Origin of the sequence: Streptomyces sp. NPDC090798 (genome assembly GCF_044768965.1) — a bacterium.
In the GTDB taxonomy this organism is placed as follows: domain Bacteria; phylum Actinomycetota; class Actinomycetes; order Streptomycetales; family Streptomycetaceae; genus Streptomyces.
In genome coordinates, this window is sequence record NZ_JBIVXA010000001.1 from 131,871 (window position 1) to 153,130 (window position 21,260).

The 21,260-nt window shown below is 70.3% G+C and carries 21 protein-coding genes; 9 read left to right on the forward strand and 12 right to left on the reverse strand.

Annotation, left to right across the window (positions count from 1 at the left end; genetic code table 11):
* Window positions 1–8 precede the first annotated feature (8 nt).
* A complete protein-coding gene (locus ACIQTP_RS00515) occupies window positions 9–797 on the forward strand; it encodes a PDZ domain-containing protein (RefSeq protein WP_403394898.1) in 789 nt (262 codons plus the stop codon).
* Here ACIQTP_RS00515 and ACIQTP_RS00520 read toward each other — a convergent pair.
* The 7 genes from ACIQTP_RS00520 to ACIQTP_RS00550 all read right to left on the reverse strand — a co-directional run bounded on the left by ACIQTP_RS00520 (window position 794) and on the right by ACIQTP_RS00550 (window position 6,120).
* The gene (locus ACIQTP_RS00520; protein ID WP_403394900.1) at window positions 794–1,003 is read right to left on the reverse strand and encodes a hypothetical protein; all 210 of its coding nucleotides are present in this window, start codon (window positions 1,001–1,003) and stop codon (window positions 794–796) included. The genes ACIQTP_RS00515 and ACIQTP_RS00520 overlap by 4 nt on opposite strands.
* Window positions 1,000–1,617, reverse strand: a complete 618-nt coding sequence (locus ACIQTP_RS00525) for an ArsR/SmtB family transcription factor (protein ID WP_403394902.1) — start codon at window positions 1,615–1,617, stop codon at window positions 1,000–1,002. The genes ACIQTP_RS00520 and ACIQTP_RS00525 overlap by 4 nt, the downstream gene beginning before the upstream one ends.
* A 77-nt stretch (window positions 1,618–1,694) precedes the next feature.
* A complete protein-coding gene (locus ACIQTP_RS00530; RefSeq protein ID WP_403394904.1) occupies window positions 1,695–2,711 on the reverse strand; it encodes a glycine betaine ABC transporter substrate-binding protein in 1,017 nt (338 codons plus the stop codon).
* Window positions 2,708–3,598 carry an ABC transporter permease gene (locus ACIQTP_RS00535; protein ID WP_403396038.1) on the reverse strand — a complete coding sequence of 297 codons (891 nt, stop codon included), beginning with the start codon at window positions 3,596–3,598 and terminating at the stop codon, window positions 2,708–2,710. Before ACIQTP_RS00535 ends, ACIQTP_RS00530 begins: the two co-directional genes overlap by 4 nt.
* Window positions 3,599–3,711: 113 nt before the next feature.
* On the reverse strand, window positions 3,712–4,989 hold the full coding sequence (locus ACIQTP_RS00540) for a betaine/proline/choline family ABC transporter ATP-binding protein (protein ID WP_403394905.1): 1,278 nt from the start codon (window positions 4,987–4,989) through the stop codon (window positions 3,712–3,714).
* Window positions 4,982–5,629: an ABC transporter permease gene (locus ACIQTP_RS00545; protein WP_403394907.1), complete on the reverse strand. Its 648-nt coding sequence runs from the start codon at window positions 5,627–5,629 to the stop codon at window positions 4,982–4,984. Before ACIQTP_RS00545 ends, ACIQTP_RS00540 begins: the two co-directional genes overlap by 8 nt.
* A gap of 20 nt (window positions 5,630–5,649) precedes the next feature.
* A complete protein-coding gene (locus tag ACIQTP_RS00550; RefSeq protein WP_403396041.1) occupies window positions 5,650–6,120 on the reverse strand; it encodes an Lrp/AsnC family transcriptional regulator in 471 nt (156 codons plus the stop codon).
* Window positions 6,121–6,242: 122 nt separating this feature from the next.
* Between ACIQTP_RS00550 and hppD the strand changes: the two genes are divergently transcribed.
* Window positions 6,243–7,388 carry a 4-hydroxyphenylpyruvate dioxygenase gene (gene hppD / locus ACIQTP_RS00555; protein ID WP_403394909.1) on the forward strand — a complete coding sequence of 382 codons (1,146 nt, stop codon included), beginning with the start codon at window positions 6,243–6,245 and terminating at the stop codon, window positions 7,386–7,388.
* 142 nt (window positions 7,389–7,530) lie between these two features.
* Here hppD and ACIQTP_RS00560 read toward each other — a convergent pair whose 3' ends face one another.
* Window positions 7,531–9,126 carry a tetratricopeptide repeat protein gene (locus ACIQTP_RS00560; RefSeq protein ID WP_403394910.1) on the reverse strand — a complete coding sequence of 532 codons (1,596 nt, stop codon included), beginning with the start codon at window positions 9,124–9,126 and terminating at the stop codon, window positions 7,531–7,533.
* Window positions 9,127–9,218: 92 nt separating this feature from the next.
* On the opposite strand from ACIQTP_RS00560, the gene ACIQTP_RS00565 reads away from it, so the two are divergent.
* A complete protein-coding gene (locus ACIQTP_RS00565) occupies window positions 9,219–10,625 on the forward strand; it encodes an FAD-binding oxidoreductase (protein WP_403394912.1) in 1,407 nt (468 codons plus the stop codon).
* A gap of 119 nt (window positions 10,626–10,744) precedes the next feature.
* Here the strand turns inward: ACIQTP_RS00565 and ACIQTP_RS00570 are convergent, their stop codons facing one another.
* Complete coding sequence (locus ACIQTP_RS00570; protein ID WP_403394914.1) at window positions 10,745–11,224, reverse strand: SsgA family sporulation/cell division regulator; 480 nt, start codon at window positions 11,222–11,224, stop codon at window positions 10,745–10,747.
* Between the two features lie 254 nt (window positions 11,225–11,478).
* Here ACIQTP_RS00570 and ACIQTP_RS00575 point away from each other — a divergent pair, with 254 nt between their 5' ends.
* A complete protein-coding gene (locus ACIQTP_RS00575; protein WP_403394916.1) occupies window positions 11,479–13,098 on the forward strand; it encodes an RDD family protein in 1,620 nt (539 codons plus the stop codon).
* A gap of 119 nt (window positions 13,099–13,217) precedes the next feature.
* Complete coding sequence (locus tag ACIQTP_RS00580; protein WP_403394918.1) at window positions 13,218–13,895, forward strand: RDD family protein; 678 nt, start codon at window positions 13,218–13,220, stop codon at window positions 13,893–13,895.
* A gap of 63 nt (window positions 13,896–13,958) precedes the next feature.
* Here ACIQTP_RS00580 and ACIQTP_RS00585 read toward each other — a convergent pair whose 3' ends face one another.
* Complete coding sequence (locus ACIQTP_RS00585; protein ID WP_403394920.1) at window positions 13,959–14,273, reverse strand: hypothetical protein; 315 nt, start codon at window positions 14,271–14,273, stop codon at window positions 13,959–13,961.
* 508 nt (window positions 14,274–14,781) lie between these two features.
* Between ACIQTP_RS00585 and ACIQTP_RS00590 the strand changes: the two genes are divergently transcribed.
* Both ACIQTP_RS00590 and ACIQTP_RS00595 read left to right on the forward strand, forming a co-directional pair.
* Window positions 14,782–17,127, forward strand: coding sequence for an immune inhibitor A domain-containing protein (locus ACIQTP_RS00590; protein WP_403394922.1), 2,346 nt, complete (start codon window positions 14,782–14,784; stop codon window positions 17,125–17,127).
* Window positions 17,128–17,248: 121 nt separating this feature from the next.
* Window positions 17,249–17,590 carry a hypothetical protein gene (locus ACIQTP_RS00595; RefSeq protein WP_403394923.1) on the forward strand — a complete coding sequence of 114 codons (342 nt, stop codon included), beginning with the start codon at window positions 17,249–17,251 and terminating at the stop codon, window positions 17,588–17,590.
* Window positions 17,591–17,806: 216 nt separating this feature from the next.
* Here the strand turns inward: ACIQTP_RS00595 and ACIQTP_RS00600 are convergent, their stop codons facing one another.
* Complete coding sequence (locus tag ACIQTP_RS00600; RefSeq protein ID WP_403394924.1) at window positions 17,807–18,391, reverse strand: isochorismatase family protein; 585 nt, start codon at window positions 18,389–18,391, stop codon at window positions 17,807–17,809.
* A 273-nt stretch (window positions 18,392–18,664) separates the two neighbouring features.
* Window positions 18,665–19,993 (reverse strand): nicotinate phosphoribosyltransferase, encoded by a 1,329-nt coding sequence (locus ACIQTP_RS00605; RefSeq protein ID WP_403394926.1) that lies wholly within the window; start codon window positions 19,991–19,993, stop codon window positions 18,665–18,667.
* A gap of 119 nt (window positions 19,994–20,112) precedes the next feature.
* On the opposite strand from ACIQTP_RS00605, the gene clpS reads away from it, so the two are divergent.
* Window positions 20,113–20,430, forward strand: a complete 318-nt coding sequence (gene clpS / locus ACIQTP_RS00610) for an ATP-dependent Clp protease adapter ClpS (protein WP_054229692.1) — start codon at window positions 20,113–20,115, stop codon at window positions 20,428–20,430.
* Window positions 20,431–20,564: 134 nt separating this feature from the next.
* Window positions 20,565–21,170 carry a DUF2017 domain-containing protein gene (locus ACIQTP_RS00615; protein WP_403394928.1) on the forward strand — a complete coding sequence of 202 codons (606 nt, stop codon included), beginning with the start codon at window positions 20,565–20,567 and terminating at the stop codon, window positions 21,168–21,170.
* Window positions 21,171–21,260 lie beyond the last annotated feature (90 nt).

Consider the following 21,260-nt stretch of genomic DNA (forward strand, 5'->3'; position numbering starts at 1 on the left):
TTGATCCTGTGCTCTCTCGCCTCACACGCCTCCAGGCCATCACCGTCTGCGCCGTTCCCGTCGTGGCCCTGCTCGCCACGGCGGCGTTCGCGCCGCTGCCGTTCTCCGTGGCGCAGCCGGGCATGACGGCGAACGTCCTGGGCGAGAACAAGGGCGACCCCGTGATCACGATCAGTGGAGCGCCCACCCGCGAGACGAGCGGGCAGCTGCGGATGACGACGATCGAGGCGACCGGGCCGGACGCGAGCGTCAGCCTCGGCGACGTGATCGACGGCTGGTTCCGTACGGACCGGGCCGTGATGCCGCGCGACTCGGTCTACCCGAGCGGGAACTCCGTCAAGGAGATCGAGCAGCACAACGCGGACGAGATGAAGAAGTCCCAGGACACGGCCACCGAGGCGGCCCTGTCCTATCTGCACGAGAAGAACGACGTGAAGGTCACGCTCAAGCTGGCCGACGTCGGCGGCCCCAGCGCCGGACTGCTCTTCACGCTCGGGATCATCGACAAGCTGGACGGCGACGGCAGCGGCGGCGACCTCACGGGCGGTCGCAACGTCGCGGGTACGGGGACGATCGACGCCGACGGCAAGGTCGGCGCGGTCGGCGGGGTCGCCCTGAAGACGCAGGCCGCCCGGCGCGACGGCGCGACGGTCTTCCTGGTCCCGAAGGCGGAGTGCTCGGACGCCAAGTCGGAACTGCCCAAGGGGCTGCGACTGGTTCCGGTGACCACGCTCAAGGGCGCGGTCGACGCGCTGGTCTCCCTGGAGAAGGGGAAGGGCTCGGTCCCCAGCTGCTAGCTGCTCGCTGCCGGCAGCTGGTGCGCGACGGCGACGCGGGGCGCGGCGGCGAGGCGCAGGCCGACCTCCACGAGGGTCCAGCCGAGGCGGGTGCGCAGTTCGCCGGGGCGCCGGGCGGAGGCGGCCAGGAGGTGGGCTTCGGCCTGGGCCCGGAGCTCGGCGGCGCGGGTGTGGTGCAGGGCGAGATGGGTCTCGGCGTGCGTCATGGGTGCGTCTCCGTTCGGTCCTGCGTGAAGGGGAAGGCGTGAGTGTGGATGCGGACCTGCTCCGCGTCGGGGTCGTCCTCGGCGCGGGCGAGGGGCCGGTAGCTTTCGAGCAGGCCGTGCATCTTCTCGATGAGTTCACGGGACTGCGCGGCCGTCAGCCGTAGGGTCCAGTCGCTCATGTCGCTGGCCCGGTACCAGTCCTCGGACCAGTCGGCGCGCGTACCCAGCCAAGTGGACAGCTCACGCGTGTGCGTGGTCGCGACCTCGTGCAGGTACGTGTCGGCCGCTCCGCGCACCGCCGGGTCGCCGTCCTTGAGCAGGTTCGCGTTGAAGATCAAGCCCTGTTCGACGGCCTGCCACCAGCGCTCACGGCCCTTGCCCCGCTCGGGTGCGTCCTCGACGAAGCCGTGCGTGGCCAGCTGCCGCAGGTGGTAGCTGGTCGCCCCGCTGGACTCGCCCAGCCGCTCGGCGAGCATCGACGCGGTGGCGGGCCCCCGCTGCCGCAGCGCGTACAGCAACTGCATGCGCAGGGGGTGGGCGATGCCGCGCAGCGTGCGGGCGTCGAGGGTGCGGACCTGTCGTTCCTGAGGCAGCGGTTCCGTGGGCTCTTCCATGCATCCAAAGGTAGCTTTGCAAAGAAATGCTTGCAAGGGTTTCTTTGCAACCACTTCTTTGGAAGGTCCCGCCCCGCTCACCCTCCCTTGACGAACCCCTCCTGCTCCATCCAGTCCAGCGCCACCTGATGCGGATCCTGCCCGTCGACGTCCACCTTGGAGTTCAGGGTCCGGGCCATGTCGTTGTCGAGCTTCTTGGTGATCGGGTCCAGGACCTGGGCGATCGCCGGGTACTTCTTCAGGGCCTTGGAGTTGATCACGGGCGCCGCGTTGTAGTTGGGGAAGAACTTCTTGTCGTCCTCCATCACCGCCAGGTTCATCGACTTGATGCGCCCGTCGGTGGTGAACACCTCCCCGTACGTGCAACTCCCCTTCGCCACCTGGGTGTAGATGATCCCGGTGTCCATCTGCGTGATGTTCTTCGCGGGCAGGCTCATCCCGTACGCCTTCTCCATGCCCGGCAACCCGTCGGCCCGGTTGGCGAACTCGCTCTCCACGCACAGCGTGACCGCGCCCGGGTCCGACCTGGACAGCGCGGCCACGTCGGAGAGCGTCTTCGTGCCGTACTTCTTGAAGTTGGCCTGGTTCATGGCGAGCGCGTACGTGTTGTTGAGCGCGGACGGCGGCAGCCAGGTCAGCCCGTTCTTCCGGTCGGCGTCGCGCACCGCCTGCCACTGCCGCTGCGGGTTGGGGATGGGCTTGCTGTTGCCGAGGTACGTGATCCAGGCGGTGCCCGTGTACTCGTACATCCCGTCCGCGTCCCCGCTCTTGACGGCCTCCCGCGCACCGATCGAACCCTGGATGCCCGTCCGGTCGAGGACGTCCGCGCCGGCCGCCTGGAAGGCGATGCCCATGATCGCGCCGAGGATCAGCTGCTCGGTGAACTCCTTCGACGTCACCGTCAGATGGGCGCCCTTGAGCGGCTGCCCCTGCCCGACCGAGCCGGGCGCGACGTTGTCGACCATGGGGGAGCCGCTGGTCAGCCCGCAGCCGGAGGCCAGGACCAGCGCCCCGGCCAGCACCGGACACGTACGCCTCGCGGCGGGCGCGGGGCCCGTACGTCTCGCGGCGGCCACGGGACTCGTACGTCTCATGAGCCCGCCTCCAGCCCGCGCGGTCTGAGCAGCAGTTCGACCAGGGAGGCGAGCCAGTCCACGAGCAGGGCCAGTGAGACCGTGAGGATCGAGCCGAGGACCAGGACGGGCATGCGCTGGGTGGTGATGCCGGTGGTGATCAGGACACCGAGGCCGCCGCCCCCGCCGAAGGTGGCGAGGGTCGCCGTGCCCACGTTCAGGACCAGGGCCGTCCGTACGCCCGCGAGGATCAGCGGTACGGCCAGCGGGAGTTCGATGCGGGACAGCACCCCCAGGGGGGACATCCCGATGCCACGGGCCGCCTCCAGCAGGGTCGGGTCGTTGGCCTTCAGGCCCGCGATCGTGTTGGAGAGGACCGGCAGGATGGCGTAGACGGTGATACCGATCAGGGCCGCCCGCTGGCCGGTGCCCAGCCAGATGACCAGCAGGGCCAGCAGGCCGATCGCGGGCGTGGCCTGCCCCATGTTGGCGAGTGTCATCGCGACCGGGGTCGCCTTCCGGAACGTCGCCCGGGTGAGCAGGATGCCCAGGGGGATCGCGATGACCAGCACGAAGAAGGTGGAGATCGCGGTCAGCCGGATCTGCTGCCACAGGGCCTTCGGCACCTGGCCGTTCGACAGCGCGTTCTCGGAGATCGGGTCCAGCCGGGCCTGCTGGAACCAGAGCCAGGTGGCCAGCAGCAGGGCCGCGAGGACCAGCGGCAGGAAGGTCAGCTTCTGCCAGGTGATCCGGCGCCTGAGGACGTCCTTCGGAGGCGGGGCCTCTCCCTCGATCCCGCCTTCACCGTCCCCGGGAAGGCCTTCGGGAAGGCCTTCGGGAAAGTCCTCGGGGAAGTCCCCGGAGCCCGGGGAGAACTCGCCGTCGTCCCGGAAGGCGAGCCCCTTCACCTCGTGCTCGCCCTCGGGCCGTTCCTCGGGCCGTTCCTTGGGCTGTTTCCTCGGCTGTTTTCTGGGCCGTTCCCTGGGCCGTTCCCTGGGCTGTTTCCTGGGCGGGGGAGTGTTCACGCCTTCGCCTCCCCGCCGCCCGCGCCCTCCTGCTCGAAGTGGGTCTGCTGGGCGCGCGCCTCCTCCAGCTCGTGCTGGTGTTCCATCGCCTCCAGCCGGTCTTCCTCCAGCAGCTCGTGCACGGAGTTCATCAGCGTCTCCATGTCGACGACACCGATGTACGCGCCGCGCCGCCCGGTGACCGGGACCCGGCCCGTGTTGTCCGTGAGCACCGCCTCCAAGGCGTCCCGCAACGTGGCGTCGCGGGTCACCGTGTCGTGCACCAGCGTGCCCGCCCGCGCCAGCGAACCCCTGGCCCGCATCAGATCGCCGCGCCGCAGCCACTTGTAGGGGCGGCCCCGCCGGTCGAGCAGCAGGATCTCGTTCGTGCCGCTGCTTCTGAGCCTGTTGAAGATCTCCTGGAGCGGATCGTCCACGGTGACCGTCGGATAGTCGGTGATCTCCACATCCCGTACGCGGGTGAGGTTGAGCCGCTTCAGCGCGGCGCCCGCGCCCACGAACCCCGACACGAAGTCGTCCGCCGGGTTGGTGAGGATCGCCTCCGGGGTGTCGAACTGCGCGATGTGCGAGCGCTCGCGCAGCACCGCGATCCGGTCACCGAGCTTGATCGCCTCGTCGAAGTCGTGGGTGACGAAGACGATCGTCTTGTGCAGCTCGCGCTGGAGCCGGATCAGCTCGTCCTGGAGGTGGTCGCGGGTGATCGGGTCCACGGCGCCGAAGGGCTCGTCCATCAGCAGCACCGGCGGGTCGGCCGCGAGCGCCCGGGCCACGCCCACGCGCTGCTGCTGGCCTCCGGAGAGCTGGCGCGGATAACGTCCCTGGAACTCGGCCGGGTCGAGGCCGACCAGGTCCAGCATCTCCTCGACGCGCGCTCTGATCCGCGACTTCGACCAGCCGACCATCTTCGGTACGAGGGCGATGTTCTGGGCGACCGTCATGTGCGGGAAGAGCCCGGACGCCTGGATGGCGTAGCCGATCTTGCGGCGCAGCTTCACCGGGTCCATGTCGGTGACGTCCTCGCCGTTGATGCGGATGCGGCCGCTGCTCGGCTCGATCAGCCGGTTGATCATCTTGAGCGTGGTGGACTTGCCGCACCCCGACGGGCCCACGAAGACGACCAGCTCGCCCGCCTTGATCTCCATGTTGACGCTGTCCACGGCGGGGTCCCGGCTGCCGTGGTAGTGCTTGGTGAGGTTCTCCAGCTCGATGGTGGCGCCGGTCGTGGGGGTGTGCGCGCCCTCCGGCGGCCGTGCGGCCTCGGTCGTCTCAGGCACGGATCCCCCTCGGAATGGTCAGCCGTCCGACGAGGACGTACGCGGCGTCGAACAGCAGCGCGAGGATGATGATCCCGATCGTGCCCGCGAGCACCTGGTTGAGCGCGTTCCTGCTGCCCAGGGACGCGAGACCGCGGAAGATCTCGTTGCCGAGGCCGGGGCCGGAGGCGTACGCCGCGATCGCCGCGATGCCCATCAGCATCTGCGTGGAGACCCGGATGCCGGTAAGGATCGGCGGCCAGGCCAGCGGCAGCTCGACCTTCAGCAGCCGGGCCGGACCGGACATGCCGATGCCCTTCGCCGCGTCCACCAGCGCGGGGTCGACCCCGCGCAGGCCCACGATCGAGTTGCGCACGATCGGCAGCAGCCCGTACAGCGTCAGCGCGATCACCGTGGGCGGCACTCCCAGACCCACGATCGGGATCAGCAGACCGATCATGGCGAGCGACGGGATGGTCAGGATGGTGGAGGTGGTGATCGTGGCGACGCCGCCCGCCCAGTCGCTGTGATAGGTGACGACGCCGATCACCACACCGATGAGCGTCGCGACGACCATGCACTGGAAGACCACGCTGGCGTGCTGGTACGCGTCCGTGAGCAGCTGCTGATGGCGGCTGCTCAGGTACTGCCAGAAGTTCACGCCACCTCCCCGGTCGTCGGTCAGTGCTCGGTCGCCGCCTGCTCCACCAGCGGGATGATCCGCAGCGGGACGGCGTTCTCCATGACGATCGCCGTGGAGGCCCGGACGATGCCATCAAAACCGACGACCCGGTCGATCACACGCTGGAGATCGGCGTTCGAGCGGGCCACCAGGCGGCACAGCATGTCGCCGCTGCCGGTGGTCGTGTGCAGCTCCAGCACCTCGGGGACGGTCGCCAAATGCGCCCGTACGTCGGTGCCTTGTCCCTGCCGGATCTGCAGCGTCGCGAAGGCCGTGACGGGGTAGCCGAGCGCGGCCGGATCCACCTGCGGACCGAATCCCCGGATGACTCCATTCGATTGAAGGCGGTCAAGCCGGGCCTGCACGGTGCCGCGCGCGACCCCGAGCCGCCGGGACATCTCCAGCACGCCGATGCGTGGCTCCTCGGCCAGCAGCACGATGAGCCGGCCGTCCAGGTGGTCGATCGCCATGTCGCTCTCCCGGGTGGTCATCATGTACAGAACGCCCGCAGGCATGGGCATTCTGCTGAGCATATTGTCCAGCTCTGCCGCAAACTATTGCGCACCTTGTGGAACGGAGAGAGTCTGCGGCCATGACGCAGACCACACACCTCACTCCCGACACCGTCCGGCAGGCAGACCCCTTCCCGGTCAAGGGAATGGACGCGGTCGTCTTCGCCGTCGGCAACGCCAAGCAGGCCGCGCACTACTACTCCACGGCCTTCGGCATGCGGCTGGTCGCCTACTCCGGACCGGAGAACGGCAGCCGCGAGACGGCGTCGTACGTCCTCGAGAACGGCTCGGCACGCTTCGTCCTCACCTCCGTCATCAAGCCCGTCACCACCTGGGGCCACTTCCTGGCCGAGCACGTGGCCGCGCACGGCGACGGGGTCGTCGACCTCGCCATCGAGGTCCCGGACGCGCGCGCCGCGTTCGCGTACGCCGTCGAGCACGGCGCCCGCCCGCTCGCGGAGCCCTACGAGCTCAAGGACGAGCACGGCACGGTCGTCCTCGCCGCGATCGCCACCTACGGCGAGACCCGGCACACGCTCGTCGAACGCACCGGCTACGACGGCCCGTACCTCCCCGGGTTCACCGCCGCCGCCCCGATCGTCGAACCGCCCGCCCACCGCACCTTCCAGGCCATCGACCACTGCGTCGGCAACGTCGAACTCGGCCGCATGAACGAATGGGTCGGCTTCTACAACAAGGTCATGGGCTTCACGAACATGAAGGAGTTCGTGGGCGACGACATCGCGACCGAGTACAGCGCGCTGATGTCGAAGGTCGTCGCCGACGGCACGCTCAAGGTCAAGTTCCCGATCAACGAGCCCGCCATCGCCAAGAAGAAGTCCCAGATCGACGAGTACCTGGAGTTCTACGGCGGCGCGGGCGTCCAGCACATCGCGCTGAACACCAACGACATCGTGCAGACCGTACGCACCATGCGCGCGGCCGGGGTCCAGTTCCTGGACACGCCCGACTCGTACTACGACACCCTCGGCGAGTGGGTCGGCGACACCCGGGTCCCCGTCGACACCCTGCGCGAGCTGAAGATCCTCGCCGACCGCGACGAGGACGGCTATCTGCTCCAGATCTTCACCAAGCCGGTCCAGGACCGGCCGACGGTCTTCTTCGAGATCATCGAGCGGCACGGCTCGATGGGCTTCGGAAAGGGCAACTTCAAGGCCCTCTTCGAGGCGATCGAGCGGGAGCAGGAGAAGCGCGGCAACCTGTAGGGCTCATCCGCGGTCATCTGACATCTTTTGTCATCTGTCATCTGTCATCTGTCATCTGACGTCTGATGCCTGCTGTCTGACCTCTGACCTCTGACCTCTGATGTCTGATGTCTGATGTCTGATCTCCGCCGTCTGTCGTCCGTCAGTGTGACGCCGTGCGCCGCGGTGCAGGTCCCGAACCCGGTGCCGGTGCGTGTGCCCTGGGTCGACGGGGCGCCCGCGGGGCCGCGGGGTTCGCCGGATTCACGGCGGTGCCCGGCGGCCCCGCCGCGCCCTCCGGTTCCGCCGGAGCCTCTTCCTTCGGTTCGGGCAGCGGCTCCGCGGGCGGCTCGCCGAGGGCGGCAAGGTCGTGCCGGGCCTGGGGGGCGAGGACGGGGGAGAAGTACGGGTTGATCTGGAGGGACTCCGCGATGTGGCGGCGCGCCGACGCGAGCAGGCCCAGCTCGCGTTCGATCTGCCCCCGGTGGTAGACGTACAGCGCGCTGCGGACGCCACCGCCCTTCGTCTTGTCCGTCGCCGTCGTCGCGAACTTCAGCGCCTCCTCGTCCTCCTCGGCCCGGTGCAGCGCCCACCCCAGCGCGTCCGCGACGGCGACACCCGGCTGGCGCTTCCACTCCTCGCGCAGCCGGCGCACCGCCTCCTCTGGATCGCCGTGGTCCGCCTCGAACAGCCCGAGGACCAGCTCGTCGTCGACACCCGCCGCGCTGTCGGTGCGCACCCGCTCCCGCAGCAGGGCGTACTGCGTCTGTGCCGCGTCACGCTCCCCCAGCGTCTCGTACAGCTCGCCCAGCTCCAGCGCGTGCCGCGGATCGGGCTCCTGGGCCAGCGCCGTCCGGTACGCACGCAGCGCCTCCGCGCTACGCCCGAGCGCCGCCAGCGCGCGCGCCTGTCCGGCGAGCGCGCCGCGCTGGTCGGGGTCGTTGCTCAGCGCGGCCTCGTAGTAGCGCAGCGACTCCTCGCGGTCCCCGCGCTCCCAGGCGAGCCGGCCCGACTCCGCCAGCCAGGTCGCCCGCTCAGCCGGAGCGGTGGCGCCCGCCGTCGCGTCCGCGAGGGAGGCCACCGCGTCCTCGCGCCAGCCGCGGTCCCAGTACACCTGGGCGGCCTCGGCCAGCACCGGCGGCCCGTGGTGCACCGCCTGGAGCTTCTCCAGCGCGCTACGGCTCGCCTTGTAGTCACCGAGGCCGGTGCAGGAGTCGATCAGCAGCGGATACGCCGTCCACCGCTTCGGCGCCAGCTTCAGCGCCTCCTCGGCCCACTTCCGCCCGGTCCGGAAGTCGTTGCGGGCGTTGGCGAGCGCGGCCAGCCCCTCCAGCGCCGTCAGGTTCCCCTTCGGTTTCGTCTCCAGTGACGTACGCAGCGCCTGCTCGGCCTTCGGGAAGTACGCGGGCGTGGCCGTCCGCTGCCCCTGCTCCACGTACGCCGCGCCGAGCACCGCCCACGACCGCTCGTCGCGCGGATGGGCCCGCAGATGGGCCTCCTGGTCGCCGATGAGCGCCACCAGATCGGGCAGCGCGGCGGGCGCCCCGGCCCCCGCCGCCGTCCCCGCCCGCGCCACCGGCCCCGCCGACGGCGGCGCCGTGGTCCGCCGCTGCGAGGGCAGCAGCACCAGCACCCCGCCGAGGACGACGGACCCCGCGACCAGGCCGATCAGCACGTGCTTGGCGACGGAGGGACGCCGCCCGGAGGGACCCTGGGGCGCGAGCCCCGTGAGCACCGGCTGTCGCTCTTCGATCTCCATGCCGCTCACTGTGCGTCAATACGAAGACCACACCCCGGCACGCCAAGCCCCGCACGGATGGGGTTCACACCGATGGCCCCGAGTGCGACGCTGTGATCATGAGCCGTATCGAAGCCCCGCGCGACGAAGTCACCGGCAACCTCGTGGACCGCCTGCTGAGCGGCCTGCCGGCCGAGGCCGTCCTCATCGACCCGGACATCACGGCCTCGTACGCGAACGACATGGCGAGCTTCTGCGAGGCGGGCACCCCTGCCGTCGTCGTCCTGCCCCGTACCGTCGAACAGGTCCAGCACGTCATGCGGATCGCGACCGAGCTGCGTGTCCCGGTCGTCCCGCAGGGCGCCCGCACCGGCCTGTCCGGCGCCGCCAACGCCTCCGACGGCTGCATCGTGCTGTCGCTGGTGAAGATGGACCGCATCCTCGAGATCAACCCGGTCGACCGGATCGCCGTCGTCGAACCCGGCGTCATCAACGCCACCCTCTCCCGCGCCGTGAACGAACTCGGTCTGTACTACCCGCCGGACCCCTCCAGCTGGGAGATGTGCACGATCGGCGGGAACATCGGCACGGCCTCCGGCGGCCTGTGCTGCGTGAAGTACGGGGTGACGGCCGAGTACGTCCTCGGTCTCGACGTGGTGCTGGCCGACGGACGCCTCATGTCCACCGGACGCCGTACGGCGAAGGGGGTCGCCGGGTACGACCTCACCCGCCTCTTCGTCGGATCCGAGGGCTCGCTCGGCATCGTCGTACGGGCGATCCTCGCGCTCAAGCCGCAGCCGCCCCAACAGCTGGTGCTGGCGGCGGAGTTCGGATCGGCGCGGGCCGCCTGCGACGCCGTGGTCCGGATCATGGAGGGCGGGCACGTCCCCTCCCTCCTCGAACTCATGGACCGTACGACGGTCAAGGCCGTCAACGACCTGGCCCACATGGGCCTCCCGGAGACCACCGAGGCGCTCCTCCTCGCCGCCTTCGACACCCACGACCCGGCCGCCGACCTGGCCGCCGTCGGCGCCCTGTGCGAGGCCGCCGGCGCGACGCAGGTGGTCCCCGCGGAGGACGCGGCGGAATCCGAACTGCTCCTCCAGGCACGGCGGTTGTCACTCACCGCGCTCGAAGCGGTCAAGGGCACCACGATGATCGACGACGTGTGCGTGCCGCGCTCCCGGCTCGGCGACATGCTCGAAGGCATCGAGCGCGTCGCCGAGAAGTACTCCCTGACCATCGGGGTCTGCGCGCACGCGGGTGACGGCAACACCCACCCCACCGTCTGCTTCGACGCCAACGATCCCGACGAGTCGCGGCGCGCCCGCGAGTCCTTCGACGAGATCATGGCCCTCGGTCTGGAACTCGGCGGCACCATCACCGGCGAACACGGCGTCGGAGTCCTGAAGAAGGAGTGGCTGGCCCGCGAGCTCGGACCGGTGGGCGTGGAGATGCAGCGCGGCATCAAGGCCGCCTTCGACCCACTGGGCATCCTGAACCCGGGCAAGGTGCTCTAGCCGTTCGCCGAGGGGCACTCGGCCAGGCACGCCTGCCGGCCCTGGTGGAGGAGGGAGTGCAAGGCGGCCGGCTCGTCCTCGGACGCGGCCCGCCCGCAGGGCACCGGCGCACGGCGCGTTCACTCGGCGTCCTTCGACTCGTCCGACGGCCACGGGTCGCGCAGCCACAGTTCGTCGTGACAGTCCGGGGTCGGGGCCAGCAACTCGGCGAGGCCCTCGTCGATGCCGAGCCGCTCAGCCTCGAAGCCCGGCGGGACCGCCCGAAGGGTGCGCTCCAGCCAGGCGGACAGCTGCGCGGTGGGCGCTTCGAGGAGCGCGTCCCCGTCCGGGGAGCTGAGCGCCATCAGGACGACGCTGTGGCCCGCGACCTTCGTCGGCCACACCCGTACGTCCCCGTGCCCGCACGGCCTGAACACCCCCTCGACGAGCAGTTCACGGGCGAAGGTCCAGCCGACGGGATGGTCGGAGCCGATGTGGAAGGTGATGTGGACGGCGTACGGGTCGTCGGAGCGGTAGGTGAGCCGGGCCGGTACGGGGATGCTGCGTTCGGGCGACAGGACGAGTTTGAGATCGAGTTCGCGTTCCACCACGGTGTGCATGCCGATGCCCTTCCCTTCGGGTACGGGGCCCTCAGGGCGGGCCCGTACGAGTGGAGAGCGCGATCACGCGGAACCATTACGCGGGTTCGAAGAAGTTTTTTGGCGGGCGTTCCGAGGCCGTGTTCCGGCGGCGACCGCTTGTGGCGGAACCTTGCCCGAAAGAGGTGGGTACGGCGGGAGCGCCGCTGACAGGCGCGCCCGTCTGATAGATGTGGAGCCCCCAACAACCCCCGAGCAGATACGGGACGACGGACATGAGCGCCCCAACCCCGGCCCCCGGTGACGACCGGCCCCGTGAAGGGTATTACCCGGACCCCTCCATTCCTGGATATGTCCGGTACTGGAACGGTGCCTCCTGGGTACCGGGTACGAGCCGTCCCGCGCCCTCCGACGGCGTACCGCTCACGCCGCCGTCCGGTACCCGGCCGACGGCCTCCGTTCCCGCGCCCGCTCCGGCCCCCGCCGAGGAGACCGGCCCGCACTTCTTCGACGAGGACCCGCAACCCGCCGCCGAGCCGCGCCGGGTGAGCCCGGCCGAGGCACAGCACGGCAGCAGGCCCGAGCCCGCGGCCGCGTGGGGCGCCGACCGCTCCCGGCAGTCCGGCTTCGGCGGCGAGCAGGACCGGCGGGTGTCCTGGGGCGCGCCCCCGACGGCCGACCCGCGGCTGGCGCGCGCGGCCGAACCGGGAGACGCGGTCGTCCAGCCGGACGGTGAGTCCGCCCGCGCCGACGGCACGGCGACGATCCCGCCCGCGGATTCGGGCGGCGCCGCACAACCCCCCGCGTCCGGCGGCACCGTGGTGTTCCGCCGCCCGACGGGACCGGCGCGGGCCACCGGCGCCGAGGGCGCGTCCGCGGCCCCGGCGAGCGGCGCGCAGTTCGCCGGCACCGGTCACCCCGACGCCACCGCAGAGCCCGCCCCTTCCGAGGGCACCATGATCTTCCGCCCGTCCGCCCCGCGCACGGGGCCGCAGCGCGGGGCGCAAGCCGGGGGCACGGCTCCGGCCACCGGCGCACCGGGGGCGGACACGCCCGCGGCCGCCGGCCAGGCCGGGGCCGGGGGCGGCTTCGGCGCAGGGCAGGCAGCCCAGGCCGCGGCGGAGGCGGCGGCCCAGTCGGCCCAGTCCGCCGCCGTGCGGCAGCCGGCCACCCCCGCTCCGGCCGCCCCTCCCACTCCTTCCACCCCTTCCACCCCTTCCACCCCCTCCGTGCCCCAGCAGTCCACCGGCCCCGCCGCCACACCCCTCACCAGTGGCCCCGGTGGGGGACAGCCGTCCTGGGCCCAGCAGGTGCACCGGCTCGCGGGTGACCCCGGCGCCGACGGCCAGCCGGTCGCGCCGTGGAAGCCACCGGTGGACGACGTGTTCCAGGCCGCCGCCCGCAGACAGTCCGAGGCGCGCCCGGCGAGCCTCGGCAGGCGGCTGCTGGCCCGGATCGTGGACACCGCGGTCCTGGGGACCGTCACCGCGGTGGCCGCCGTACCGCTGGGCACCAAGGCGATCGACCACATCAACGAGAAGGTCGACGCGGCCAAGCGGTCCGGCCAGACCGTCACGGTGTGGCTGCTCGACGGCACGACCACGGGCTACCTCGGGATCGTCCTGGCCGTCCTGCTCCTCTTCGGCGTCCTCTACGACGCGCTGCCCACCGCCAAGTGGGGCCGCACCCTCGGCAAGAAGGTGTGCGGCATCGAGGTCCGGGACATCGAGGGCCACGAACCCCCGTCCTTCGGGCGGGCGCTGCGCCGCTGGCTCGTCTACGCCGTCCCCGGCGTCCTCGTCATCGGTGCCGTCGGCGTCCTGTGGTGCCTGTTCGACAAGCCCTGGCGCCAGTGCTGGCACGACAAGGCGGCCCACACCTTCGTGGCCGCGTAGCCGCCCGTACGCCGTCGCAGCGGCCTGACTCCGCGCGGCGGCACGGCCGCCGGGAGCACGGTCCCCCGGACGGCCGCTCGCCGGATGCGCGGCGGCGGGGTTCGCGGTCGACTCGGGCCATGAGCAGCGAACCGCCGCCCCCGGGCTCCGGCCGGCCACCGGACGAGGATCCGTTCAAGAAGCAGCCTCCGCCTGCTGAGGGCGGCGGTTCCCCCTACGACGGCCCTCCGCCGCACACACCGCCCCAGGGCTCCCCGTACGACTCCTCGTACGGCAACCAGCCGCCTGGGTACGGCGGCGGCGACCCGTACGGCCCCGGCGGTCCCTACGGCGGCGACCCGCTGGCCGGCATGCCTCCGCTCGCCGACAGCGGCAAACGCACGGTGGCGAGGATCATCGACATGATCCTGGTGGGCATCGTGGTGTGGCTGCTGTCCTGGGCGTTCGGGGTCACGGAGTACAACATGAACGCCGACAAGATCCAGTACAGCAGGGGCCTCGGGCAGTCCGTGATCGCCGCGGTGCTCTACGTCGGCTACGACACCATCATGATCAGCAGGTCGGGCCAGACCCTCGGCAAGAAGCTGTTCAACCTGCGGGTGGCCAACCTCGACGACGGCTCCACGCCCTCCGTGCAGACCACGCTGGTCCGCTCGCTGGTGCTGTGGATCCCGTTCGCGTTCTGCTGCGCGTGCATCTGGACCGCGATCGCGGGCGGTTGGAGCTTCTTCGACAAGCCCTACAAACAGGGCCTGCACGACAAGGCGGCCAAGACGGTGGTGGTCAGCACGGCCTGACGTACGCGATCAGCCGCACTCCACGAGGAGACGGCTGACCGGGAGAGCGGCGGGTTCGTGGAATCACGGGCCCGCCGGTTCGCGTACGGCGGAGACGGACGCCGACGACACGGACACGGACGCGGTCTCGCGCTGTGCGGGCACCCGCTCCTGAACGGGGGCCGGTGCGGGAGCCGGTACGGCGGCCATGGAGCCGGAACGCACGCGCTTCGGCAGCGGAACCGTTACGGCGACGAGCAGTCCGAGAGCGAGTGCGGAGAGGGTGATCACCGCGATCCCCAGGCCCGAACTCGTCTGAGACAGCAGCAGCATGGCGAGGGTGGAGAAGATCACGGTGCAGGAACCGTAGGCGAGCTGTGCGGCGGTCGGACGAGGCATGGCGATTCCTCGGGGTGGGGGTACTCCCCCCGTGCCTCTCGCGATGGGGGAGGATGCGGACAACAACGGGACCGGACGGCGACCGGGACGATCGACAACGGGAGTGGTGCCGCCGATCAGGGTGGGGCTGCGAATCGTGGGACGACAACGGTGTCGACTTGTCAATCCGTTGACATTCCAACGTTCCGCCAATCGACTCTATTCGCCTGCATGCCCGAGTGGAACGTCCGGTAAGCGTGACCTTACCCACGGTGCCGGAGCACAGGGGGCGCACGGAGTCATCGCGTCCACCAAGTGGACGGACGGACGCGCCCGTTGAGGGTGCGGATCACGGTTCGGATACCGAACTACAGCTCCGCATAGTGCAGTTGCCAGGTTCAAGTCAAGATCTGTCTTTTCTTTGGTAACTCCGGTCAAATGTCGTCACTTGACACGCGTATACGCGCGCGGACCTCCATCACCCCGGGATCCCCCCATCCGCGCGAACGGACGCAGGGGAGGACTTCAAGTGACCAGCAGACCATGGACGTTCAGAGCGGCCGCGGTGGGTGTGGCCCTCGCGGCGGCCACCGCCACGTTCTCGACGTTCGCCGTTGCGCAGGCAGATGATGCCGCGTCGGCGGCGGCCTCGGCGAGCGCGAACCGCCACGAGCCCCAGCCGGCCGGCAACGAGGCCGAACACGACCTCGACGGCCCGCTCAGCAAGACCCAGGAAGCACAGCGCGAAGAGGCCCTGAACCAGGTCATATCCGGGGACGCGAAGGTCCAGGACCGGAACGGTTCGCAGGTCGTCAAGCTCAAGGGCAAGAACAAGTACGTCGAGCTCGGCCGCGAGAAGACCGACAAGATCTTCACGATCCTGGTCGAGTTCGGCGACCAGGTCGACAGCCGCTACGGCGGCACCGTGGGCCCGCTGCACAACCAGATAGCCGCGCCCGACCGCACCCAGGACAACAGCACGGCCTGGCAGGCGGACTACAACCAGGCGCACTTCCAGGACCTCTACTTCGGCACCGGCAAGAACACCGAGTCGCTGAAGAAGTACTACGAGAAGCAGTCCTCGGGCCGCTACTCGGTCGACGGCGAGGTCACCGACTGGGTCAAGGTCCCCTACAACGAGGCCCGTTACGGCTCCAACAAGGCGTCCACGGGCGCCTGGTACGCGGTCCAGGACGGTGTCACCGCCTGGGTCGCCGACCAGAAGGCGGCCGGCAGGTCCGACGCGGACATCAAGGCGGACCTGGCCAAGTACGACCAGTGGGACCGCTACGACTACGACGGCGACGGCAACTTCAACGAGCCCGACGGCTACATCGACCACTTCCAGATCGTGCACGCCGGTGAGGACGAGTCCGCGGGCGGCGGCGCGCAGGGCGAGGACGCGATCTGGGCGCACCGCTGGTACGCGTTCGGCACCGACGCGGGCGCCACGGGTCCGGCCGGCAACAAGCTCGGCGGCGCCGCGATCGGCGACACCGGCATCTGGGTCGGCGACTACACCATCCAGCCGGAGAACGGCGGACTCGGCGTCTACGCGCACGAGTACGGCCACGACCTCGGTCTGCCGGACGAGTACGACACCACCAACTCGGCCGAGAACTCCACGGGTTTCTGGACCCTGATGTCCTCCGGTTCCTGGCTCGGCACCGGCAAGAACGCCATCGGTGACCTGCCCGGCGACATGAACGCCTGGGACAAGCTGCAGCTCGGCTGGCTGAACTACGACACGGCCAAGGCCGCGACGAAGTCGAAGCACAAGCTGGGTGTCGCCGAGTACAACACCAAGAACAAGCAGGCCCTCGTGGTCTCGCTGCCGGACAAGGCGGTCACCACCCAGATCGTCACCCCGGCGCAGGGCTCGACCCAGTGGTGGAGCGGCAGCGGCAACGACCTCAAGAACACGCTGACGCGCTCCGTCGACCTCGCCGGCAAGTCGTCGGCCGCCCTCACGCTCGACGGCTGGTACGACATCGAGGCCGACTACGACTACCTGTACACCGAGGTCTCGACCGACGGCGGCGCCAACTGGACCGCGATCGACGGCACGGTGGACGGGCAGCCGATCCCGCGCGACGGCAGCGGCAAGCCCGCGCTGACCGGCACGGTGGACGCGTACAAGAAGCTGTCGTTCCCGCTCGACGCCTACGCGGGCCAGAAGATCGACCTGCGTTTCCGCTACCAGAGCGACGGTGGCGTGGCGCTGAAGGGCTTCGCGGCCGACGAGATCGCGGTGACCGCGGACGGTTCGGCGCTCTTCTCGGACAACGCCGAGACCGCGGACGCCGCGTGGACCGCCGCCGGCTTCTCCCGCGTCGGCACGTCCTTCACCGACGACTACCCGCAGTACTACATCGCGGAGAACCGTCAGTACGTGTCGTACGACAAGACCCTCAAGACCGGTCCGTACAACTTCGGCTTCTCGACGACGCGTCCGTCCTGGGTGGAGCACTACCCGTACCAGAACGGCCTGTTGATCTGGAAGTGGGACACCTCGCAGAAGGACAACAACGTCAGCGCGCACGCGGGCTCCGGGCTGATCCTGCCGGTCGACTCGCACTCCACCGCGCTGAAGTGGACCGACGGAACGTTGATGCGCAGCCGGATCCAGTCGTACGACTCGCCGTTCAGCCTGTACCGCACGGACGGTCTGACGCTGCACAACGCGGACGTGGCGACGAAGATCCCGTCGAAGCCGGGGGTGCCGGTCTTCAACGACCACACCAGCACCTACTACGACACGACGGCCCCGACCGCGGGTGTCAAGATCACTGACACCAACACCAAGATCAAGATCGCCAAGGAGGCCCGCGACGGGTCGACGATCTCGCTCGAAGTGGGCCCCGCGGTGAGGTAACCGGTATTTCCGCAGGTCAGAAGCGTGTCGGCGGCGACCCCCTGGCGGGTTGCCGCCGATCGTGTTTAGGTGCGTCCTGTGGATTTCTTATTGACACCGGTGCGCACGGGGGTGTGACTGCATGGCCACAGGAGGTTTCTGCAAGCTGCCGAACGGTAGCGTGGTGGTGGCGCTGAACCTGCCCAGCCCGGCGGGTCCGGGGCCCGGCTGCGTGCGCTTTCTGGTCCTGGCCCAGAACCGTGCCCGCGCCCTGACGCGTCTGCGCAACCTCGGACTGCGCGCGGTCTACCTCCGCGGGAACGCGGCGCCGCCCACCCCCGACGAGATCACCGCCGTCCTGCATCACCCCGACGGCCTCATATGGCGCACCACCCCTGACAGCGGCGTCCAGGGCCCCGACCTCACCCAGGAACTGTGGCGCCCGTTCAAATCCCTCCTGAGACGCCCGGCACCCCAGCCATGACCGGCGACGGCTCGGCGACACGGACGTAGACACCCGGCGGTCCCTTGCCGCGCGGGGACCGGGGGCACCGCTGCGGGGCGCCTGCGGCCCCGCGCCGGGCTGTCCACCACGCCGACGGGCGGCCCGAGGGCGGGCCGCCACCGAGCCGGGCGTCTCCGGTCGTGCGAAGACGCCCAGCGGGCGAGCAGGGCCGGGTGGTGGCGTCGGCCCGGAGGGCTAGACGACGGGCTTTCCGGTCAGGTCCACGCCTGCTTCTCGGAGTTCCTCGAGGGCGCGGTCCGTGGTTTCCTCGGAGACTCCGGCCGTGAGGTCCAGGAGAACCTGGGTGCGGAAGCCGCCCCGGACGGAGTCCAGGGCGGTGGCGCGGACGCAGTGGTCGGTGGCGATGCCGACCACGTCCACCTCGTCGATCCCGCGGGCGCGCAGCCAGTCACCCAGCGCGACCCCGTTCTCGTCGGCGCCCTCGAAACCGCTGTACGCGGCCGCGTACGCGCCCTTGTCGAAGACGGCGTCGACCGCGCCGGAGGCGACCGCCGGAGCGAAGTTCGGGTGGAAGCCGACCCCCTCCGTGCCGGCCACGCAGTGCGCGGGCCAGGAGTGGACGTAGTCGGGGTTGTCGGCGAAGTGGCCACCGGGAGCGATGTGGAGGTCACGCGTGGCGACGACATGCCGGTAGCCGGCGGGCGCCTGCCCGATCAGCTCCGTGATGGCGGCGGCCACATCGGCGCCTCCGGCCACCGCGAGGCTGCCCCCCTCGCAGAAGTCGTTCTGCACGTCTACGACGATCAAGGCGCGGCGCATGGTCGGTGTCCTTCGACTGTGTCGACTGTGGGGTCGGTGGATGTGGCAGGGGGTGTGCGGGACCGGCCTGTGGAGCCGAGCCCAGAGACTTCACGTGCGGCGCGGGAGGGGCATTCGGTTACGGCCTGCTGCGGCGGCCGGTGCGGTGTGCGTGTTGCCGTTGCATTCCCGCTGACCGCCCGTTCATTCGTGTTTGCCCAAGGGTGGCCGGAGCCGGCCGGAGCGCCGCCCGCGCGTGCTCCGGCGCACCCCGCGCACATCGCCGGGGCCGAATCAGATGTATTCCGTCGGGATGACCGGTTCCCCGCGTGAGAGCTGTGTCGCCGACAGCGGCAGGTTGGCGCGGGAGGACGCGTGCCGGTCGCGTACGACGTCGAGGGACTCGCGGGAGAGGACCTGCCCGCCCTTGACGAGCTCCACCAGCAGCTGTCGGTCGGCGAGCTCCACGGGGACCGCCCCGGTGCCGATCACCTCGGCCTCGGCGACCCCCCGCTCGTCGAGCCGGCGCGCGGCCCACTTGCGCCCGCCGATCGAGGTCTTGCCGCCGGTGGACTTCTTGGCCACGGGCTCCAGCGGAGCCTTCGGGTCCGCCGACTCGGCGCGGGCGACCAGCTTGTAGACCATCGAGCAGGTGGGATGGCCGGAACCCGTCACCAACTGCGTACCGACGCCGTACGCGTCCACGGGCGCCGCCGCCAGCGAGGCGATCGCGTACTCGTCCAGGTCCGAGGTCACGATGATCCGCGTGTCCGTCGCGCCCAGCTCGTCCAGCTGCTGCCGCACCCGGTACGCGACCAGCAGGAGGTCCCCGGAGTCGATCCGTACGGCCCCGAGTTCCGGCCCGGCGACCTCGACGGCCATCCGTACCGCCTCCGCGACGTCGTACGTGTCCACGAGCAGTGTCGTCCCCCGGCCCAGCGAGTTCACCTGGGCCTGGAAGGCGTCCCGCTCGCGGTCGTGGAGCAGGGTGAAGGCGTGCGCGGAGGTGCCGACGGTCGGGATGCCGTAGCGGAAGCCCGCCGCCAGGTCGGAGGTGGTCGTGAAGCCCCCGACGTACGCGGCCCGCGCCGCCGCCACCGCGGCCAGCTCGTGCGTCCGCCGGGCGCCCATCTCCATCAGCGGCCGGCCCCCGGCGGCGGAGGCCATCCGGGAGGCGGCGGCCGCGATGGCCGAGTCGTGGTTGAGGATGGAGAGGATCACCGTCTCCAGGAGCACGCACTCCGCGAAGGACCCCTCGACCCGCAGGATCGGCGAGCCCGGGAAGTACACCTCGCCCTCGGGATAGCCCCAGATGTCCCCGCCGAAGCGGTACGAGGCGAGCCACTCCAGGGTCGGCTCGTCCACGATGGCGTTCTCGCGCAGGAAGCCGAGCACGTCGGCGTCGAAGCGGAAGTTCTCGACGGCGTCGAGGACCCGCCCGGTGCCCGCCACGACGCCGTAGCGCCGCCCTTCCGGCAGCCGCCGCGTGAAGACCTCGAAGACCGAGCGCCGCTCGGCGGTCCCCGCGGCCAGTGCGGCCTGCAGCATCGTCAGCTCGTACTGGTCCGTGAAGAGCGCCGTCGAGGGAACGTCCACCGGCAGCCCAAGGTCCGCTGTGTTCATAAGCCTGGATGGTACCCCCATCTCGTCACTCTGACGATTTATGGGGGCCGTTGTCTTTCGGTTGTATCCCGTTGTATTCCGGGGGTCCGTTTGTGCGGGCCCCCCTCTCTGGTGGCAGCATGGGCCGTGTGACCGCTCCCGCACCCCTAGAGATCGAAAAGACCGAGTCGGCGGAGGAGGTCTTCGCCGTACCCGAGCCCGACGTCCCCTGGGTCACCATCGTGCACAACGACCCGGTCAACCTCATGAGCTATGTGACGTATGTCTTCCAGACGTACTTCGGCTACACCAAGGACAAGGCCACCAAGCTCATGCTCGACGTCCATCACAAGGGCCGGGCGGTCGTCTCCAGCGGCACGCGCGAGGAGATGGAGCGCGACGTACAGGCCATGCACGGCTACGGTCTGTGGGCCACCCTTCAGCAGGACCGGAAGTAGCGGGACCGGATGTGGCGGGACCGGAAGTCGTCGGACCGGCGGCCGTCGGACCGGCAGCAGCCCGAGCCCTCCCTGTAAACGCCCGAGCCCTCCCTGTAAACCGCGAGCAGGACCGGAAGTAGCGAACTCACTCCATGCCAGGACACTTCGAACCGCTCCCCGGCGGCGGCGCGGCCGTCGCGCTCGACGAGGTCGAGATCTCCATCATCCGCTCCCTCGCCGTACAGCTCCTGGAGCTCATCGGTCCCGGCCCCGCGGAGAACGCCCCCGACGACCCGCTCGCCGAACTGTTCGCGGAGGGGCCCAGCGAGCCGCCCTCCGACCCCGTGCTCCAGCGCCTGTTCCCGGACGCCTACAGCGGCCCCGACGTCGAGGCGTCCTCGCCGGAACAGGCGGAGGAGCAGCGTGCGTACTCCTCCGAGTTCCGCCGCTTCACCGAGAACGACCTGCGTGCCGGCAAGCGCGAGAACGCCCTCGCGGTGATCCGCTCGCTGGACGCCCTCACCATGGCGGGTGACGGCGGCGCGGTCCTCAAGCTCTCCCCCGGGGAGTCCGAGCAGTGGCTGCGCGCCCTCAACGACCTGCGCCTGGCGATCGGCGCCCGGCTCGACGTCGTCGACGAGGAGGACGCCGACCTCCTCTACCGCCTCCCGGACGAGGACCCGCGCAAGCCGATGGTGATGGCGTACCTGTGGCTGGGCGGTCTCCAGGAGACGCTCGTCGAGACGCTGATGTCCTGATCGGGTGCTGCGCGGGGAAGCGGTCGGTAGGCCGTTCGACATGCCCTGACCAGGGGTTGGTTCAGGGTTCAATCGGTGTTCGCTCAGAGG

Bases quoted from the DNA above. Each gene is read 5' to 3' on its own strand.
- ACIQTP_RS00520 (WP_403394900.1), bottom strand. From the start codon at position 1,003: ATGACGCACGCCGAGACCCATCTCGCCCTGCACCACACCCGCGCCGCC.
- ACIQTP_RS00525 (WP_403394902.1), bottom strand. From the start codon at position 1,617: ATGGAAGAGCCCACGGAACCGCTGCCTCAGGAACGACAGGTCCGCACC.
- ACIQTP_RS00530 (WP_403394904.1), bottom strand. From the start codon at position 2,711: ATGAGACGTACGAGTCCCGTGGCCGCCGCGAGACGTACGGGCCCCGCG.
- ACIQTP_RS00550 (WP_403396041.1), bottom strand. From the start codon at position 6,120: ATGGCGATCGACCACCTGGACGGCCGGCTCATCGTGCTGCTGGCCGAG.
- hppD (WP_403394909.1), top strand. From the start codon at position 6,243: ATGACGCAGACCACACACCTCACTCCCGACACCGTCCGGCAGGCAGAC.
- ACIQTP_RS00560 (WP_403394910.1), bottom strand. From the start codon at position 9,126: ATGGAGATCGAAGAGCGACAGCCGGTGCTCACGGGGCTCGCGCCCCAG.
- ACIQTP_RS00570 (WP_403394914.1), bottom strand. From the start codon at position 11,224: ATGCACACCGTGGTGGAACGCGAACTCGATCTCAAACTCGTCCTGTCG.
- ACIQTP_RS00575 (WP_403394916.1), top strand. From the start codon at position 11,479: ATGAGCGCCCCAACCCCGGCCCCCGGTGACGACCGGCCCCGTGAAGGG.
- ACIQTP_RS00580 (WP_403394918.1), top strand. From the start codon at position 13,218: ATGAGCAGCGAACCGCCGCCCCCGGGCTCCGGCCGGCCACCGGACGAG.
- ACIQTP_RS00585 (WP_403394920.1), bottom strand. From the start codon at position 14,273: ATGCCTCGTCCGACCGCCGCACAGCTCGCCTACGGTTCCTGCACCGTG.
- ACIQTP_RS00595 (WP_403394923.1), top strand. From the start codon at position 17,249: ATGGCCACAGGAGGTTTCTGCAAGCTGCCGAACGGTAGCGTGGTGGTG.
- ACIQTP_RS00600 (WP_403394924.1), bottom strand. From the start codon at position 18,391: ATGCGCCGCGCCTTGATCGTCGTAGACGTGCAGAACGACTTCTGCGAG.
- ACIQTP_RS00605 (WP_403394926.1), bottom strand. From the start codon at position 19,993: ATGAACACAGCGGACCTTGGGCTGCCGGTGGACGTTCCCTCGACGGCG.
- clpS (WP_054229692.1), top strand. From the start codon at position 20,113: ATGGGCCGTGTGACCGCTCCCGCACCCCTAGAGATCGAAAAGACCGAG.
- ACIQTP_RS00615 (WP_403394928.1), top strand. From the start codon at position 20,565: ATGCCAGGACACTTCGAACCGCTCCCCGGCGGCGGCGCGGCCGTCGCG.